The organism is Arthrobacter sp. TE12231, assembly GCF_054062895.1.
Genome location: NZ_JBSSFS010000001.1, coordinates 3,174,447 through 3,191,152 on the forward strand (window position 1 = coordinate 3,174,447; position 16,706 = coordinate 3,191,152).

Annotated in this window: 13 protein-coding genes and 1 pseudogene; 9 read left to right on the forward strand and 5 right to left on the reverse strand. The window is 63.3% G+C overall.

Annotated elements, in window-relative coordinates; genetic code table 11:
• Positions 1-130 precede the first annotated feature (130 nt).
• Positions 131-1,411, forward strand: a complete 1,281-nt coding sequence (locus ACVWYS_RS14225) for a flavin-containing monooxygenase (protein WP_456509926.1) — start codon at positions 131-133, stop codon at positions 1,409-1,411.
• An 87-nt stretch (positions 1,412-1,498) separates the two neighbouring features.
• Here the strand turns inward: ACVWYS_RS14225 and ACVWYS_RS14230 are convergent, their stop codons facing one another.
• Positions 1,499-2,437, reverse strand: a complete 939-nt coding sequence (locus ACVWYS_RS14230; RefSeq protein ID WP_456509927.1) for a LysR substrate-binding domain-containing protein — start codon at positions 2,435-2,437, stop codon at positions 1,499-1,501.
• Between the two features lie 241 nt (positions 2,438-2,678).
• On the opposite strand from ACVWYS_RS14230, the gene ACVWYS_RS14235 reads away from it, so the two are divergent.
• From ACVWYS_RS14235 to ACVWYS_RS14245, 3 genes and pseudogenes are all read left to right on the forward strand, one after another.
• Complete coding sequence (locus ACVWYS_RS14235) at positions 2,679-3,797, forward strand: PrpF domain-containing protein (RefSeq protein ID WP_456509928.1); 1,119 nt, start codon at positions 2,679-2,681, stop codon at positions 3,795-3,797.
• Between the two features lie 243 nt (positions 3,798-4,040).
• On the forward strand, positions 4,041-5,297 hold the full coding sequence (locus ACVWYS_RS14240) for an SLC13 family permease (protein ID WP_456510292.1): 1,257 nt from the start codon (positions 4,041-4,043) through the stop codon (positions 5,295-5,297).
• A 211-nt stretch (positions 5,298-5,508) separates the two neighbouring features.
• A pseudogene (locus ACVWYS_RS14245) lies at positions 5,509-6,414 on the forward strand (NAD(P)-binding domain-containing protein); the annotation flags it as partial.
• A 22-nt stretch (positions 6,415-6,436) separates the two neighbouring features.
• On the opposite strand, the gene ACVWYS_RS14250 reads toward ACVWYS_RS14245, so the two are convergent.
• On the reverse strand, positions 6,437-7,204 hold the full coding sequence (locus ACVWYS_RS14250; RefSeq protein ID WP_456509929.1) for a hypothetical protein: 768 nt from the start codon (positions 7,202-7,204) through the stop codon (positions 6,437-6,439).
• Positions 7,205-7,419: 215 nt separating this feature from the next.
• On the opposite strand from ACVWYS_RS14250, the gene ACVWYS_RS14255 reads away from it, so the two are divergent.
• From ACVWYS_RS14255 to istB, 4 genes are all read left to right on the forward strand, one after another.
• Positions 7,420-7,551 (forward strand): NAD(P)-binding protein, encoded by a 132-nt coding sequence (locus ACVWYS_RS14255; protein WP_456509930.1) that lies wholly within the window; start codon positions 7,420-7,422, stop codon positions 7,549-7,551.
• Positions 7,552-7,608: 57 nt separating this feature from the next.
• The gene (locus tag ACVWYS_RS14260; protein WP_456509931.1) at positions 7,609-7,770 is read left to right on the forward strand and encodes a hypothetical protein; all 162 of its coding nucleotides are present in this window, start codon (positions 7,609-7,611) and stop codon (positions 7,768-7,770) included.
• Positions 7,771-7,960: 190 nt separating this feature from the next.
• The gene (gene istA / locus ACVWYS_RS14265) at positions 7,961-9,502 is read left to right on the forward strand and encodes an IS21 family transposase (RefSeq protein WP_456509932.1); all 1,542 of its coding nucleotides are present in this window, start codon (positions 7,961-7,963) and stop codon (positions 9,500-9,502) included.
• Positions 9,502-10,458, forward strand: coding sequence for an IS21-like element helper ATPase IstB (gene istB, locus ACVWYS_RS14270; RefSeq protein ID WP_456509933.1), 957 nt, complete (start codon positions 9,502-9,504; stop codon positions 10,456-10,458). Before istA ends, istB begins: the two co-directional genes overlap by 1 nt.
• Positions 10,459-10,517: 59 nt before the next feature.
• On the opposite strand, the gene ACVWYS_RS14275 is transcribed toward istB, so the two are convergent.
• Both ACVWYS_RS14275 and ACVWYS_RS14280 read right to left on the reverse strand, forming a co-directional pair.
• On the reverse strand, positions 10,518-11,723 hold the full coding sequence (locus tag ACVWYS_RS14275) for an McrC family protein (RefSeq protein ID WP_456509934.1): 1,206 nt from the start codon (positions 11,721-11,723) through the stop codon (positions 10,518-10,520).
• A gap of 3 nt (positions 11,724-11,726) precedes the next feature.
• Entirely contained in the window at positions 11,727-13,856 is a 2,130-nt protein-coding gene (locus tag ACVWYS_RS14280) for an AAA family ATPase (RefSeq protein WP_456509935.1), read from the reverse strand.
• 444 nt (positions 13,857-14,300) lie between these two features.
• Here ACVWYS_RS14280 and ACVWYS_RS14285 point away from each other — a divergent pair, with 444 nt between their 5' ends.
• On the forward strand, positions 14,301-14,531 hold the full coding sequence (locus ACVWYS_RS14285) for a hypothetical protein (RefSeq protein ID WP_456509936.1): 231 nt from the start codon (positions 14,301-14,303) through the stop codon (positions 14,529-14,531).
• A gap of 89 nt (positions 14,532-14,620) precedes the next feature.
• On the opposite strand, the gene ACVWYS_RS14290 is transcribed toward ACVWYS_RS14285, so the two are convergent.
• The gene (locus ACVWYS_RS14290; protein WP_456509937.1) at positions 14,621-16,687 is read right to left on the reverse strand and encodes an AIPR family protein; all 2,067 of its coding nucleotides are present in this window, start codon (positions 16,685-16,687) and stop codon (positions 14,621-14,623) included.
• Positions 16,688-16,706: the final 19 nt, after the last annotated feature.

Below are 16,706 nucleotides of genomic sequence, written 5' to 3' on the forward strand. Positions count from 1 at the left end.
AACTCAAAACCCATTAAGCGACACCACGCAGAACGCCGCCGCGAAGCGCTGAGCTCCACCCCGCCATCAGCAGGGAAGTCCGTCGGCTCCACTCCTTGAATGCTGTCCGACCGGGCGTAAGGTTTTTTACATGGGACCGATTCTGGACACCCTTATCGTCGGGGCCGGGCAGGCTGGCTTGGCCACGAGTTACTGGCTAAGCCGGGCCGGCGTCGAACATCAGTTGCTGGAACGGCGCGAAACGCTCGGCGGGGCGTGGCAGGACCGCTGGGACGCGTTTTGCCTGAACACGCCGAACTTCTCGCTCGCGCTGCCCGGCATGCCGTATGACGGCCCCGCCCCGGAAGCATTCATGCTGCGGGATGACCTCATCCGCCATTTCCGGCACTATGCGGAGCGCATCGGCGCTCCTGTCCGCACGGGTGCGGACGTCACCCGTATCGCGCCCGCGGAAGGCGGCGGCTTCAACGTGGCCACAACCCAGGGCAGCTGGCGGGCCCGGAACCTGGTGCTCGCTACCGGCGGTTACCAGAAGCCGAAAATCCCCGCACTGTCGGCGCAACTGCCCAGCCACATCCTGCAACTTCACACCGACAGCTACCGCAACCCGGACCAGCTGCCCGACGGTGCCGTGCTCATCGTTGGCACCGGCCAGTCCGGCGGCCAGATCGCCGAGGAACTGCTCGCCGTCGGCCGCGAAATCCACCTGGCGGTGTCCACGTGCCCGGAAGCACCGCGCCGGTACCGCGGCCAGGACCTCATCTATTGGATGATGCAGCTTGCACAATTCGGCCCCGACTATGGACTGAACGGCCTCACCGTGGGTCAGTTGCCCTCCCCCGCGGCGAGGTTCGCCTGCAACCCGCTGGTGTCCGGCGCCGCCGGCGGCCACGACATCCACCTGCGGGACTTCGGCCGGCGCGGCGTCCGGCTGCACGGCCATCTGGAAGCAGCCGACGACGGCGACCTCGTCTTCAGCGATGACCTTCCGGAACGCCTGGGGATGGTGGAGTCGGCGTTCTACCAGCGGATGAAGCCGATGTTCGACAGCTACATTGCCGCCACCGGCATGGCCGCACCGGAGCCGGAACCGCCGCGCAAGGACGACTGGCTTCCCTCGGAGCCGGCGCGGCTGAACCTCAAGACCGCCAACGTCACGTCGGTCCTCTGGGCCACGGGCTACCGGCTGGACTTCAGCTTCCTGGAGATCCCGGTGCTGGACGAGTGGAACTACCCCCGGCACCACCGCGGCGTCACCGAGCACCCGGGCCTGTACGCCGTCGGGCTGCCGTGGCTGACCGGGCACGGCTCGTCCATCGTGGCGGGCGTGGGCCGCGACGCCGAATACATTGCGCAGCACATCGCCGAGAACATCGCGCAGGACACCGGGCAGGACACCGCCGCTCCGTGACGGCGACGTTCCAGTGGGGTGGCTACCCCGCGCAGGCCCCGTCGACGTCCACTGGCGCCGCGAGGCCCGCGGAGCGGACCGCCGTCGTTATAGGTAGTCCCCGGCCCGTTCGCGGGCGATTTCGAGCAGCGTGGACTGGAAGGCGACCTCCGCCGGGGCATAGACCTTGTCCTGGCGCTGGGCCAGCAGCACGCGCCGCAGGGGCGCGGCGGAGCCCAGGCTGATGACCCGGACGTCCGGGTGCTGCAGGGCCACCGCCGTCTTCGGCACCAGGGCCACGCCCATCCCCACGCTCACCATCGCCTGCGCCTCCTGGTAGTCGTTGGCCAGGAAGCCGATGGCCGGTTCGAACCCGGCCTCGTGGGCGGAACGCTGCAGCACCTCGACGACGGGATGCGCCTCGGCCCGCACGATCCACGATTCCTTGCGCAGCTCCTCCATCCGGATCTCGTCCCGGTCCGCCAGCGGATGGCTGCGGGACACCAGCAGGACCGTGCTCTCCTGGAACACCTCGGTGAGCCGGATGGAATCGTCATGAAAGCGGTTCCAGGGGTAGTCCCAGAGTAGGCAGAGCCCGGTCACCCCGGACTGCAGGTCGCTCACCAGGTTATCAAAGCGCGCACTGCGAAGGGACAGGCCGATTGCCGGGTACCTCTTCTTGAAGGCCCGGATGACCACCGGCAGAAACGAGCCGGCGAGCGTCGGGAACGTACCAACAGTCAGCGAGCCCCGCTTGAGGCCGGCGATCTGGTCCAGGTCGGACTGGGCGGCGCGCATCTGACCGATGACCTTGCGCGCGTGGCCGGCCAGCACCTGGCCCGCCTCGGTAGGCACCACTCCCCGGGAGCGGCGGTTCAGCAGCGGCTGGCCGACTTCCTGCTCCAGCTTCCGCAGCTGCTGCGAAACGGCGGAGGGCGTGTACATCATCAGCTCGGCCGCGGCGGTGATGGATCCCTGCTCCACCACCTCCACCAGCAGGGCAAGGCGCCGTATATCGAACAATTCCTGCTCAGGATCGTTAAGCAACGCTTGGCCCTTCTGTTGAATCCGTTAATTCTATACATTCACGCTCCAGTTCGCCGGGTTGCGGGAGCAATTTCCGACGGCGGTAACCCCGGACGCGGGATCGTGCGAGCCTCATTAAGAGTGAATGAAGCATTACTACAGTCCTATGCAGATATCCAACCTTGTCTTCATTTGTGATCTGGATCAATCTCGAATCAAGCCCGTGAACACGATTGGGCAGAACCGAAGCAAGGAACAGACCATGAAGATCGAAGCGGAGTGGATGCGCGGAGGCACCAGCAAATGCTGGGTCTTCGAAACCGGCCAGCTGGATGAGACCGGGACCAGCCCGGACGTCCTGCTGCCCCGGCTGTTCGGCAGCCCCGACCACCGGCAGATCGACGGGGTGGGCGGCGCCACCTCCACCACCAGCAAGGCGATGATCCTCCACCGCCCCGCGGACGCCGGCGTCGACGTCGAATTTACCTTCGCCCAGGTGGGAATCGAAGAGGCCGCCGTGGACTGGGGCAGCAACTGCGGCAACTGCTCGGCCGTCGTCGGCCTGTACGCCATCGAAAAGGGCTGGGTGGTCCCCACCGGCGACGTCACCCGGATCGTCACCCGCAACACCAACACCGGCCAGATCATTATCCAGCGGGTCTCGACGCCGGCCGGCGCCCTGCCGATCGTTCCGCAGGCCCAGATGCCCGGCGTCCCGTTCCCGGGCTACCGGGTGGGGCTCGGCTTCCTGGACCCGGCCGGCAAGACCACCGGCACGCTGCTGCCCACCGGAGCGGCGACCGACACCATCACCGCCGGCGGCACCCGCTGGACCGTGTCCATGGTCGACGCCGGAGCGCCGGTCGTGATGCTTCGTGCCGAGGACCTGGGCCTGGACCCGGAGCGCCACGCCAGCTGGACCGCCGGTCTGGAACTGCAGCTGGACACCCTGGAGCACATCCGGCGCCAGGCAGCGGTGCGGATGGGGCTCGCGGCGACGCCCGCCGAGGCTGCCCGCGCCGTCCCCAAGGTCGCCGTCGTGGCCGCGCCGGCGCCGTCCGACGGCGAGTCCGACGTCGCCGTCGTCATGCTCTCGATGGGCAAGCCGCACCCGGCCCTGGCCATCACCGGAAGCATCGCGCTGACCCTCGCGGCCCGCACGCCGGGCACGTTGCTCGGCGAGATCACCGGCGGCACCGCCGGCCCCACCCTGCGGCTGCGCACCCCGGCCGGGGTCATTGAAACCTGGAGTGAGGAACGGGACGGGCAACTGCTGGTCGGCGTCGACCGCACTGCCCGCACCATCGCCACCACCACCATCCACCTTCCCGAGGCCCTCGGCACCGCCGTCGACGCCTCCCTTGCCAGCGCTACTCGATGAGGAGACAGCATCATGACGAACACCGCAGAAAAGACTTCAGAAAAAACCGCAGAACAAGCCTCAGAACAGACCGAGGCGCGGACCGCCCCCGGCGACACCCGGGTCCAGCCCTCCCGGCGTCCGGACCGCCGCCGCCGTATCCTGCTGGTGACGGTGGCCACGATTGCTGTCCTGGGTCTCCTGGCCCTCCTGTTCGGAGGTGGTCTTTTCACCCCCGCGGCCGCCTCTGAATCGGAGCCGACCATGACCGCCACCCAGATCATCCCGCTTGTCATCCTCGTGGTGATGTTCGTCGTCGCCACCAAATGGCCGCTGAACATTGGCGTCATGGGGCTGGTGGCATCCTTCGGCGTCGGCTATTTCATGCTCGGCATGAGCGACAAGGACATCCTGGAGGAGTTCCCGGCCAGCATCGTCCTGACGATCATCGGCGTGACCTACTTCTTCAGCATGGCCCAGCGGAACGGGTCCATCGACATCATCGTCCAGACCTGCGTGCGCCTGGTCCGGGGCAAAACCATGCTGCTCCCCTGGGTGTTCTTCCTCCTGGCTGCGGCGCTGACGTCGCTGGGCACCTTCTCCCCCGCTGCGGTGGCGCTGCTGGCGCCGGCGGCCCTCGGACTGGCCTACGAGTCACGCATCCACCCGGTCCTGATGGGCGCCTTCGTCATCAACGGCGCCCACGCCGGCGGCTTCTCCCCGCTGTCCGTCGCCGGGGTGCTGGTGCACGACATCGCGCTGAAGAACGGCTTCCCCATCTCGCAGGGCGGGCTCTTCCTGGCCAGCTTCGCGCTGAACTTCATCCTCTCCGCCCTGACCATCGGGCTGTTCGCCCTACTGGGCAAGCTGCGCGACAAGCACGCCAATGACTACGCCGGCCTGGACACGGCCCGCACCGGACGCCCCGGCGGCCAGCAGATCTTCACTTTGGTGCTGATCGCCGCGATCCTGGTGTGCACCCTGGGCTTCCACCTGCCGATCGGTTTCGTGGCCCTCTCCGCCGGCCTGCTGCTGGCGTTCGTCAACATCAAGGAACACAAAACGTTCATCGGGGGCGTGTCGTGGTCCACCGTCCTGCTGGTGGCGGGCATGATCACCTACGTCTCTCTGCTCCAGCACGTGGGCGTCATCGACACCCTCGCCGAGATGGCCCTGGCCCTGGGGGCGCCGCTGCTGATCGCCCTGGTCCTCTGCTACGTGATCGGCGTCGGCTCCGCCTTCGCGTCCTCGACGGCGCTGCTCACCGCGTTCATCCCGATGGCCGGCCCGCTGCTGGCCACCAGCTCGCTGAGCGCCTCCGGCACGGTTGCGGCCCTCGCCATCGCGGCCACCGTGGTGGACGTCTCCCCCTTCTCCACTGACGGCGCCCTTGTGGTGGCCAACGCCCGGGACAACGACCGCCAGCGCGTCTACCGCCAGCTCATGATGTACGCCGGCGGCGTGGTCCTGGTCGCTCCCGCCCTGGCCTGGGTGCTGCTGGTACCGACCGGGGTTATGTAGGCGGGACGCCCGGATCCCGGGGCCCCGCGCCGGCACGTAGGACTGCCGGACCGACTCCGGCAAGCGCACGGGAAAACCCTGCACTCCAACGCAACAGGAAACCCGATAGACGGGCGCAGGTAAACCCCGTACGCACCAAAGGCAGGACGGCTCTGACAGCCGCCCTGCCTTTGGCTTGCCGGGAAGCGTTAGTCCGCATCGACCGTGACTCAGCATCGACGCCCCTGTCCGGACGGGTGCGGAGGTCACGCGTATCGCGGCCGCGGAGGGCGGCGGCTTCGACGTGGCCACAACCCAGGGCAGCTGGCGGGCCCGGAACGTGGTGCTCGCCACCGGCGGCTACCAGAAGCCGAAAATCCCCGCACTGTCGGCGCAACTGCCTAGCCGCATCCTGCAACTTCACACCGACAGCTACCGCAACCCGGGCCAACTGCCCGAGGGTGTCGTGCTCATCGTGGGCACCGGCCAGTCCGGCGGCCAGATCGCCGAGGAACTCCTCGCCGCCGGCCGCGAAATCCACCTGGCGGTGTCCACGTGCCGGGAAGCACCGCGCCGGTACCGCGGACAGGACCTTATTTATTGGATGATGCAGCTTGCACAGTTCGGCCCCGACTACGGACTGAACGGCCTCACCGTGGGGCAGTTGCCCTCCCCCGCGGCGAGGTTCGCCTGCAACCCGCTGGTGTCCGGCGCCGACGGCGGCCACGATATCCACCTGCGGGACCTCGGCCGCCGCGGCGTCCGGCTGCACGGCCATTTGGAAGCAGCCGACGACGGCGACCTCGTCTTCAGTGATGACCTTCCGGAACGCCTTTCCCTGGTGGAGGCGGCGTTCTACCAGCGGATGAAGCCGATGTTCGACAGCTATATTGCCGCCACCGGCATGTCGGCACCGGAGCCGGAGCCGCCGCGGAAGGACGACTGGCTTCCTTCGGAACCGGCGAGCCTGAACCTCGAAGCCGCCAACGTCACGTCGGTCCTCTGGGCCACGGGCTACCGGCTGGACTTCAGCATCTTGGACATCCCGGTGCTGGACGAATGGAACTACCCCCGGCACCACCGCGGCGTCACCGAATACATTGCCCAGCACATCGCCGAGAACAGCACCGCCCGGTGAAGGCGACGTTCCAGACGGGAGGCTACCCCGCGCAAGGCCCGTCGAAGTCCACCGGCGCGGCCAGGCCGGCCGAGCTGAACCACTCCCTGGCCCATGCCTGGACCGAGGGTAGCGCGAGTTGTTCGGCAACAAGCTCCGGCGGCCCGTCGAACACGGATTTCCCCTCCTCCAGGAGGTCCCCGCTGCCGCTGCCGGCGAGGAGCCCGAAGAGGGCAGGCTGGTCGAGGAAGGGAAGCTTCCCGCCGTCGCCGTCGGTCAGCACGCCCCAGCGCGAGGTGAACAGCGAAAACTCCTCCGGACGTTCCCCATGCTCCGCCACGAGCGGGCAGGCTTCGCCGTCGAGCTGGACACGCCGGTAGTTGGGCTCCGTTTCGTCGAGAGCCATCAGTTGCACATCGTCCAACCACGACAGCCAGACCGCCGTGCACTCTCCCATCAGCGGATACGGGGCGGCGGCGATGTAGCCGGCCCTGCTCACGTGGGCGGAGTGGCCAACGGCGATGTTGCAGAGCTGCCCCCGGACCAGCGGCAAGACCGCACTGACAGGCTGGTGGTAGCTGGCGAATTTTCGCCGCATCACGTCGGCGCTGGAATTCGAGCCGATGGAGACCACCAGGGACCGGGCTTCCAGCGGTGCCGCGCCGGCTTGCGCGAGGGCTTCATCCAGTCCGGCTGAAAGCTCAAGGGGCCGGAATTCATTGCCGTCCGTGACCCCCGAGGCCACGGGCGGGTCCCACGGATACAGCAGCGGATCGAGATGTCCTGCCCCGCCGGCCCCGCTCAGTCCCATGGCGTCAGCCAGGTGAAGCCGTCGGCATCGTGCTGGAGACTAATCAAGGTGGCCCGCTTTCATGGCTCGGGACTTCCAGTGTCCCGCACTTTTGGGGGAACCGGGCCTTCGGCGCTTAAGGAGCCGGCCAGCCCGCGCCGCTTCGGTGCGAAGCCATTCCTGCAATCCCCGACGCAGCCGCTCAACGTCAGGCTCCGCAGAGGGTCAACGCCCTGGTGATCGGGGCCGGGCAGGCGGGGCCGGCTACCAGCTACTGGCTCACCCGGCGCGGCGTGGAGCACCAGGTCCTGGAGCGGCGGGATGCTCTGGGTGGGGGTGTCAGGACCGGTGGGACTCGTTCTACCTGAACACACCCAACTTCTCGTTCATGCTGCCGGGGCTGACGTACGAGGGTCCCGAGCCCGATGCCTTCCTCCCCCGCGACGCCGTCATTGACCTGTTCCGCGACGATGCGCACAGGATCGCCACAGCTGGGCACGGAGGCCACCCGGATCGCCAAGGCGGGCGGCCACCTCAGCGTGGCGACCGCCGGCGGGCGCTTCATGGCAGAGAACGTGGTCTGTTAGCGGCCATGAAAAACTGCACATAGCCGGCCACGAACGTGCCCACTGGCGGCCAGTGGAACTGCCCGCCGGTGGCCATGAGATCTGCCCACTTCCTTACTAAACCAACCGCGTCTTAAACGGTGGGGGCCTCTCCCTGGGGTTTGATGACGGTGTCTAAGCGCACCAAAAGCGAACCAGGAAGAGGCCCTGTATGAAGTCTGACGGAGAAATCATGGAAATTCTTGCTGCCTACGATCTGGCCGGATCGATGCGCGCCGCCGCGGAGCTCACGGGCTGCTCGCACCACACTGTTGCCAAACATGTCCAGGCCAGGGAGGCTGGCCGGCCGATCGGGGAACCCGCGGCCCGGGGCCGGGTCACGGACGTGTTTCTGCCCAAGATCGAAGAATGGATCGAAGGATCCAAGGGCCGGATCCGCGCGGACAAAGCCCACGAAAAGCTCCTCGCCCTGGGCTACACGGGTTCGGAACGCTCCACCCGCCGCGCGATCGCGCAGGTCAAGGCGGCGTGGCGGCTGGGCCATACCCGCGTGCACAGGCCTTGGATCACTGAACCGGGCATGTGGCTGCAGTACGACTTCGGCGACGGGCCCCGGATCGGCGGGGTGAAGACCATCCTGTTTGTGGCCTGGCTGGCGTTCTCCCGCTTCCGGATCGTGATCCCGCTCAAAGACCGGACCGCGCCGAGCGTGTTCGCGACCCTGGACCGGTGCTTCCGGATCCTGGGCGGGGCACCAACGTATGTGCTGACGGACAACGAGAAGACCGTCACCACCGCCCATGTTGCCGGAGTCCCGGTGCGGAACCAGCAGACCCTGGACTTCGCCCGGCACTACGGTGTCACCGTGCTGACCTGCCAGCCCGCGGATCCGGCCACCAAAGGCGGCGTCGAAGCCTCCGTGAAGCTCGCCAAGGCCGACATCGTGCCAAAAGACACCAACCTCCGCGGCGAGTACGGCACCTTCGCGGAACTGGAGGCTGCCTGCGCGGCCTTCATGGACGAGGTGAACAACCGTGAGCACCGGGTGACCCGGCGCAAACCGGCGGCCATGCTCGCCGAGGAAGCGCCCCGGCTGCACCGGATCCCGGACACCGCCCACACCGTCGCGTTCGGGCTGGCCCGCACGGTCCCGGAGAACACCCCGATGGTCACCTTCGAAAACGCCCAATACTCCGTGCCTTCCCACCTGCTCGGGGCCCGGGTGTTCGTGCGCACCCACGGGACCGGGCCCGGCGAGCAGGTCATCATCGTCCATCACGGCGCCTCCGGCCCGGTCGAAGTCGCCCGCCACGACCGGGCACGGCCCGGCAGCCCCGCCATCGACGATGAGCATTTCCCCGGAACCCGGACAAAGCTCCCGGGCGATTACGAGGTCAGGGCCCGCAGCGCGGACGAAGCCGCGTTCCTGGCCATCGGGGAAGGCGCCAGAACTTGGCTGGTCGAGGCCGCCGCTGCCGGGACGGCACGGATGAACATGAAGATGGCCGAAGCCGTCACGCTGGCCAAAATCGCCGGCACCGACCACGTGGACCGGGCCCTGGGCGACGCGGCCCTGCACGGCCGTTTCGCGCACCCGGACCTCACCTCGATCCTGAATGCCAACATCCGACGCACCACCACCCACGCCGCCAACGAAGCCACCTCCCTGACCCAAGGCACCGGCGCGTGGGCCGCCATCGGCAACCCCGCCCTGAACACCACGGCCGGCAATACCGCAGCGGAGGAGGCCTGATGAGCCCCGTCACCACGACCAACACCGCCGCCCCGCCGCTGCCGGCGGACCTCGAAGCGCTGATGCGGTCCCTGAAAATGCCCCACGCCCGGGCACTGGCCCCGGAACTGATCGCGACCGCCCGCGCGCAGCGCTGGGAACCGGCCGAAGTCATCAAGGCCCTCTTCGCCGAGGAAGCCGCGGGCCGGGCCCGGTCCATGCTCGCCTCCCGCCGCAAAGCCGCAGGCTTCCCGACCGGGAAAACCTTCGACGCCTGGGACCCCGCCGCGTCCTCCATCCCCGCCCCGACCCAGCAGGCACTGCGGACCCTGGAATGGATCACCCGGCGGGAGAACCTCGTCGTCTGCGGCCCGTCCGGGACCGGCAAGACGTTCTTCCTCGAAGCCCTCGGCCAGCAGGCCGTCGAAGCCGGAATGCGGGTCGCATGGTTCCGGCTCGAGGACCTCGGCGTCCTGATCCGCGCGCACCGCACCGATGACAGCGTCACCCGGGCAGTGTCCCGGATCCTGCGCGCCGAGCTCGTGGTGATTGATGACATCGGCCTGTTGCCGGTGGCCACGGACGCCGCCGAAGGCCTCTACCGGGTCGTGGACGCAGCCTACGAAAAACGCTCCGTCGCGATCAGCTCCAACCTGCCCCCCGCCGGCTTCGATGAACTCATGCCCAAGACCCTCGCCACCGCGACCGTGGACCGGCTGCTGCACCACGCCCACGTCTGCCAGACCAGCGGCGACTCCGTCCGCCTCACCCAGGCCCTCGCCGGAAGGAGTAACCCGACTGAACTGACCAACCCAACGATGGCCAACCCGCCGAACCAATCAGTGGGCAGATCTATTGGCCATCACCGGGCAGTTTTACCGGCCACCAACGGGCACATCAACTGGCCGCCCGTGGGCAGAAACTATTGGCCATTGACACTTCGTCGCGGTTCTTGGGGAAAATGGATTCCTGGGTGAGTGTCAGGCCGCCGTCCGGACGGCGCTGCCGGTCTCAAAGATCGCGCCAAGGATTGTCCCTAGCCAGTCACACTGCGTGCCTGCGCTTTTGCAATGAGGGGTCCAGCGATCCGGGCGGCGAGCAAGTCCACCTCAGCCAGCAGCTGGTTTGGGGGTTGATCCAAGTTCAAGGCGTGGCAGTGAATCGCTACGCGAGGCGGGTCAATGACATACGTCTTCACGTCTTCTTCGCCCTTGGCATACACGAGATGACCTTCGGTTAGGCCAAATTTTAGGCAGTAGGCCAGCATCTGGTAGACATCAGCGTGCGGGAAGCGTCCGTTCTTCTCTGCCTTGTATTTGGCGTCGACAGCGGCCCTGACGGAGCCCCTCGACCGCACCAGGATGTCAGGCTTTATTGCGAGCTCGCATCCCTGATCAAGGTACGAGGAAGACTGCAGATCAACTTTTTCACCGTGTTGTGACAGGCTGATGCGAAGAGCCGTCGAGACGAAATCTTCGAAGATTCGCCAAGTGTCGAACAGGAAGCCCGAAGCCGTACTGTCCCCTTGGCGGTGCTCTAGGGATGAGTTGCGCAAGATTAGTCTCGACAGCCCCACGGCACCCTTGTACCGTCCATTCAATCTCTGGAAATGCACGCGTGGCAACGAGCTACCGCGTCGTATGGGTGTTACGCCTTCAAACCGCTGAGTCAGCTTCATGATGGCTGCCCTATTGCCGGCATTCAATGATCGTAGGGCCAGAAGCCTCAGCGATGCAGAGAGCAGCAATTGATTTTCGGCCGTGTCAACCGTGTACTCGTCGAAAATGATCTGTGCCGGCAGCGCCAGTCCGCCGCGACGGCCGATCTGTGCCGAGATGTCCAGGCGCCCTCGAACCATAGGCACTGCGTCGTCGAACGTTTCGTAAGTTTGGTGCATCCCTTGGGCAAGGGCGATTCCAACCTGACGGATGAACGAATGCGCAATCGTGTCCAGAAGCGTTGCATCGCTTCCAAGGACGATGGGTTGTTCCTGCCAGAATTTCTGGTCTCGTGAGAAGCCCATCATGTAGAAGAGCCGAGCAATAGGAACCTTAGGGACGATTTCCACCTGCCAGCCGTCAACATGAACGACCCCGACTTTGCTGACACCCGAGATCGTCCAGTCCCCGTTACCAAGCGGAACGACGTTGGCCACGCCCAGACCGGAGATGGCGGCCGCGACACGGGCAGGAACCGAGACTGATGCCTCGTACCCGCCCTCCTTGAGAACTAGATGTTCCATGTCTTATTCGACCGGCGCCTCAGCGGGCAGTGATGGTTTCGCGACGCGGTGGCGCAGGGCTTCAATGCCGTACGTTTTTTCGATATCCAGGCCTTCACCAAAGTGGTATTCGGCCAACAACGGCAGGATGTCGTACTCCCAGATCTCCTCGAGCTGGCCCGGTTCGAATGCTAGCTGCTGGGGCATCAGATAACTTGGTCCCACCTTGAAATCAGCGTCGCCGATGCGCTGGTTGAGACGTGACAGCAGTCGTCCAGGTTCAGCGTCCAGATCGTGGTGCCGCAGCCACTTTTCAAGAACCTGTTGAATTGGGTACTTATCCGGATGCAGTTCAACGAATGAGAACCGCCGGCGCATCGCCGCGTCGAGGAGCGCAATTGAGCGATCTGAAGTGTTCATTGTACCGATTATGAAAAGGTTGGATGGTAGTTCGAAGAAGTCGTCGTTGTCACGGCTGTACTGCAGTTTTATGGGCCGATTTCGATACTCAAGGAGGAAATAAAGCTCACCGAAAATCTTGGCTAGATTACCCCTATTGATCTCGTCGATCACGAGCACGTAGTTGAATTCCGGATTCCCGACTGCCTGGTCCACTATCCGTCGCAAGGGTCCATCCATGAGCTCGTAGCTCAAGTTGCCGGAATCAGTCGTGACTGGACGGTAGCCCTGAAAGAAATCCTCGTATGAGTAGCTCGGGTGGAACTGAACAAGTTCCGTGTACTTCGCGTCGCCCGCAATATGCTCGGCCAGAGCCATGGCAACGTAGGTTTTTCCGGTACCGGGAGGACCGTAAAGGATGACCTGGCGACGACGTGAAATTAGATTGAGTAGCTTTTGCAACCAGTCCCCGTCGATGTGGAGGCGTTGCGAAAGTTCGGCAGTCGCCCTTCGGAAAACTCCGCGATCTACTGGCTCAGTCTCCGGCGGAAGTTGTTCATCGATAGGCTCCTGAATCGAGCCGGGACCGCGCCATTTGGGAAGCAAGGCATCGCTGTAAAAATCGATCGGGCCCGTTTCCGATTGCTGCATCGCCAGGACGATCCGGAAAAGGTCCTCGTCAATGTCGCCTGTAGATTCCCCGATTTCACCGAGGAATCTGTCGCGAACTGCCTTCTTGTCTACATCCGGAACTATGGATGTGAAGTAGTCAGGACGACCCACATACAGCAGTGAATTTCGCTGAGTCGGATATGTATTTCCGCGGACAGATGCGGTGAAATTTTTCCAGGACTGGGAATCTTCTAGGATCTTCTCCTGATCCTCAGCGTCCAATTGGAGCCATTCCTGAACCAGTCGGATGTGAATGCTGATGGCAGGATGAGCCTGACCCACCATCCACGGGCCGGGGTGGTAGACCCCGTCCTTCAGTGCTTCACGGATCTCCCTTGGCACTTCGACCGGGTGATTCATGGAACCGAGAATTTTCCCTATACGAGCCAGCTTCGCACGTTCCCCCATCGCACTCTTGTGGAGCGGAAGCAGCTGCCAAGTTGTCAGTTCGGCCAGCAACAGCTTTGCGTCGTCATCGAGTCCAGCCAACTGGACCTCAATCTTTGTTAGGAAGTCGGTTCCCTCCACGTTCACGGCACTGACGAAATGCGTGAGCAGGACATCGACATTCGGCTTGGTCCAGACCGAGCGCCCTGGGGAAAACACTGAACTGGATTGAGCGAGACCTCTCTCCCGAAAGAGTTGAGCCGCCGTTCGCACCCTTTCCTCACTGACATGACGGGCAACTATCGTTGTCCTCAGCAGCTCGGCCTTCTTTTGCCGGTTCTGCTTGCTCCACTCGTTGTACAGGGAGCGAGCCTCGAGAGCCAGAGACTCGTCGTCGGGGAAATCGACCAAGGCGGATCGGCCCGCTTCAGTGATCTTCCACAGCCCGTCGCTCTCGGGGTTCTTCCACAGCCACCCTGCCTTGGACAGATCCTCGGATGCCCACGAGAGATTGGCAGTTCCCCGTATGCCGCCGCTCGGTAACAACTCCAGTTCGTGCTCGGTCCATGGTGATCGATCCGCGGCGAGCGCCATTATGCCATCGTCTCCCGGCTTGTTATAGAGGCCCTCGGGATGTTCCGCCAAGAGTTGCAGAATAAGCCGCGATCGAGAGATGTTTCCATTGGGAGATGCCATTTTCGGTCCTGATCTGTGGATGCGATTTTCCTAGTGAGTGTGCACCATTGACTTCACAGCGCGCAGTATTCACGTTCGATTCTGGAAGGTGTGTCCGCGGGGCGGGCCACGTTGCATTTGAAGCAGTTCGAAAGGGTACCGCCCCGAATTCCGTTGCCTGACGAGTTCCTGTGCGCCGCTACGTTCGTCCAAGCTCTTGAGCACGCTCTCGCGCAGGTCATTGGCCAGTTGGACATGGATAGAAGCAAACCCACTCTCACGTAACTTTGCCGCCTTGTCCATCGCAAAGCCTTTCGATTGTCTTTGACAAATCTGATACTCAACTACGTAGTACCGAGCACGACTTTTACACCCAACGCCGGGCCCGACGATAGCCGATAAACTCGTACGCTAGCGTATGGTGGCAAATGGCTGGAATCTAACGCACACGCTAGTGTTCAAGTCATGGCAATTATTCGTAGCTTAGAGCCCGGCCGTTTTTCGGTGCGATTGAATCCAACCGAAGTCGACTGCACATATCAAATATTCGAGGACGAGACCCGCGGACGGGTGCTGCACCTCGCAACTTACGGATCCGACAATCGTGCATCCGCGCCTAAAGTCAGTCAGGTCATCCAGCTGGGTGAGCGTGAAGGCCGAAAGTTGCTTGAGATACTGCAAGAGCTCTATCCCTAGTCCTAACAAGAGGTCTGGACTGTTCTCCCCTGGCTCGCATATAGCTTCCCAACGCGGCACGGCATAGGGCCCTGTTATCCTCCAACCGTTCAGAAATCTGCACGGCTGATTAGGGCCATACTCGCGCACTTTTCCAGAGCACTAAGAAGGCGTGCGGCCTGCCTTTCAGTCGGAACCAGCTTTCGTCGCGCGACTGTCAAGATGATATCCCTGTCTGTGGGGCTGATCACTCCTGCGTGCCTGCCCTCGGAAAGGACTTCCTCCCAAACGTGCGGTGCAACGTTGAGCATCCGTTCGATCATCTCAAAGCCAGTGTCCATACGGCGTTGCTTTCGTGCCTCTGCTTGACGACTGCTGAGGCTCACGCCAGCAATCAAGTCACTTGCCAGTTCATCTGGCAACTCAGTTCGCGCTAGTTTTGCAAGGTTCCAGCAGGCTTCCTGCTTCGCCCATTGGGTTACGTTGTCCTGAGGCCGATCCTCGTCCGTCAGGACGCCGTGCATCGCGCGCGCGGTGGATATAAGCGTATCCAGTGTTGTCTTGCTCAGCTTTTGTCGCTGCCATACTGCCTCAAAGTCGAACTTGGACCCCGGGAATTGGCGCTCTACCTCATATGAGAACTTAGACATCGCGTACGTCACGACGTTGGCCAGGTAGCCAGTGCCCTGCCACGGCTCCTTCACGATGGATGAACGCAGTTCGTTGTACATGATGGCTTTCGCTATGTTCGTCCGGAAGTATGCGTCACCGAATTCGTCAGGCTTTTCACCCCAAGCCTTGTCTGCCAGAACGGCATATGCAGTGAAATTGCTCTGCGCCCCTCTGCTCACGAGGTGTGGCTTCTGAGACCAAGAGAAGGCATACTTTGCCCAGTCGGTCTTCGTCACCTTCTGGCGCTTCGGGTACTCCAGGTCGAACTTTCTCTTCTCGCTGGCGGAACCACCATTTCGAGTGTTTTCATATTGCCCGCGTGTGCGTTCATAGAACCATCTGGTTTGGTACTGCTCACCCTCCTGCGCGGGTGCCTTAAGCCGTCGGCTTATCTGCTCAAGTCGCACATGGAACTCACTATTCGAGAAGAAGTCAGCTTCGCTAACCTTGTTTTGGCTATTCGCAAAGCGAGAGATGTTGGCGACCAGACTCCCGGCCTGATCCGCGTCGACGGTGACCAGTTTCATCTGCACGAAAACGTCGTCCAATTCACGTCCCTGCTGCTTCAGGAAGTACAGCAGTGATGAGGTGGTCTGCCCTCCATTCACAATTTGCCAGTTCCGTATGGAACGAATTCTCACGCTGCCGGCCGAGGTGACGACGTCGATATCTGTGGCTGTGGTCGTAAGCCCATTGTTGTAGGCCAGGAACATCTCGGGTTCGTGCGCAAGTGTATACTGAATCCCCTTGTTGACCTTGCCACGCGCACTCAGAAACGTACGTACGTTGGACTCAAGTAGCTGGCTTCCGAATTCTTGGAAGACTTCGGCTAACAACTTGCCCGGCAAAACGGCCAGATAGCTCTTGGCGTGTTCGCCGCTCTGCGCTCCCACGAGACAGGGCAAACCATCTGGCATCCATCGCGTGAGATCGATTTCAAGCTCGTCACGGCCGCTTTCGGAGAGCGAGAGCTCCTCAAATCGACGAACATCCCAAATTGTGTACGACGCAGCTTTCTCACACACCTGATTGGTTGGGATGGTCTGAATGCGCTGGCTCATAGTCCCATCCGTCACGAGGATGAACTTGAGACGGTCCGCACGCTTCAACTGCTGGGCGAAGTAGGAGGCATGTTCGGATTCGCGGGAACTTGGTTCGAGATTTTCAGTCAGCCAGCCGTCCGCCGCATGCTCGAGGAAAGAAGCGCCAGACGCGAAGATTCGTTTTGCATCGGTCATCGTCAAGACTCGCCCTGGCTCGTCATAGTGCAGTCCCACTATTACAACCAGGGAATCGTCAGCATGGTCCTCTGCGTAACCTAGTATTTCCAACACTCGACCACGGCGGCCCGTGCAACGCAATGGCTCGATAGCGACGTCGAACACTACTTCTGCCGCCTCTAGTCGTTCCGCGAGCTCATCGGCAAACGCATACAGCTGGAATTCGGATTCTCCCGCAGCCCTCAAGGCAATGTTGTTGCGAAGCTCGTTCTCAAAATCGTTCATTACGCCCCCAATGCTCCAA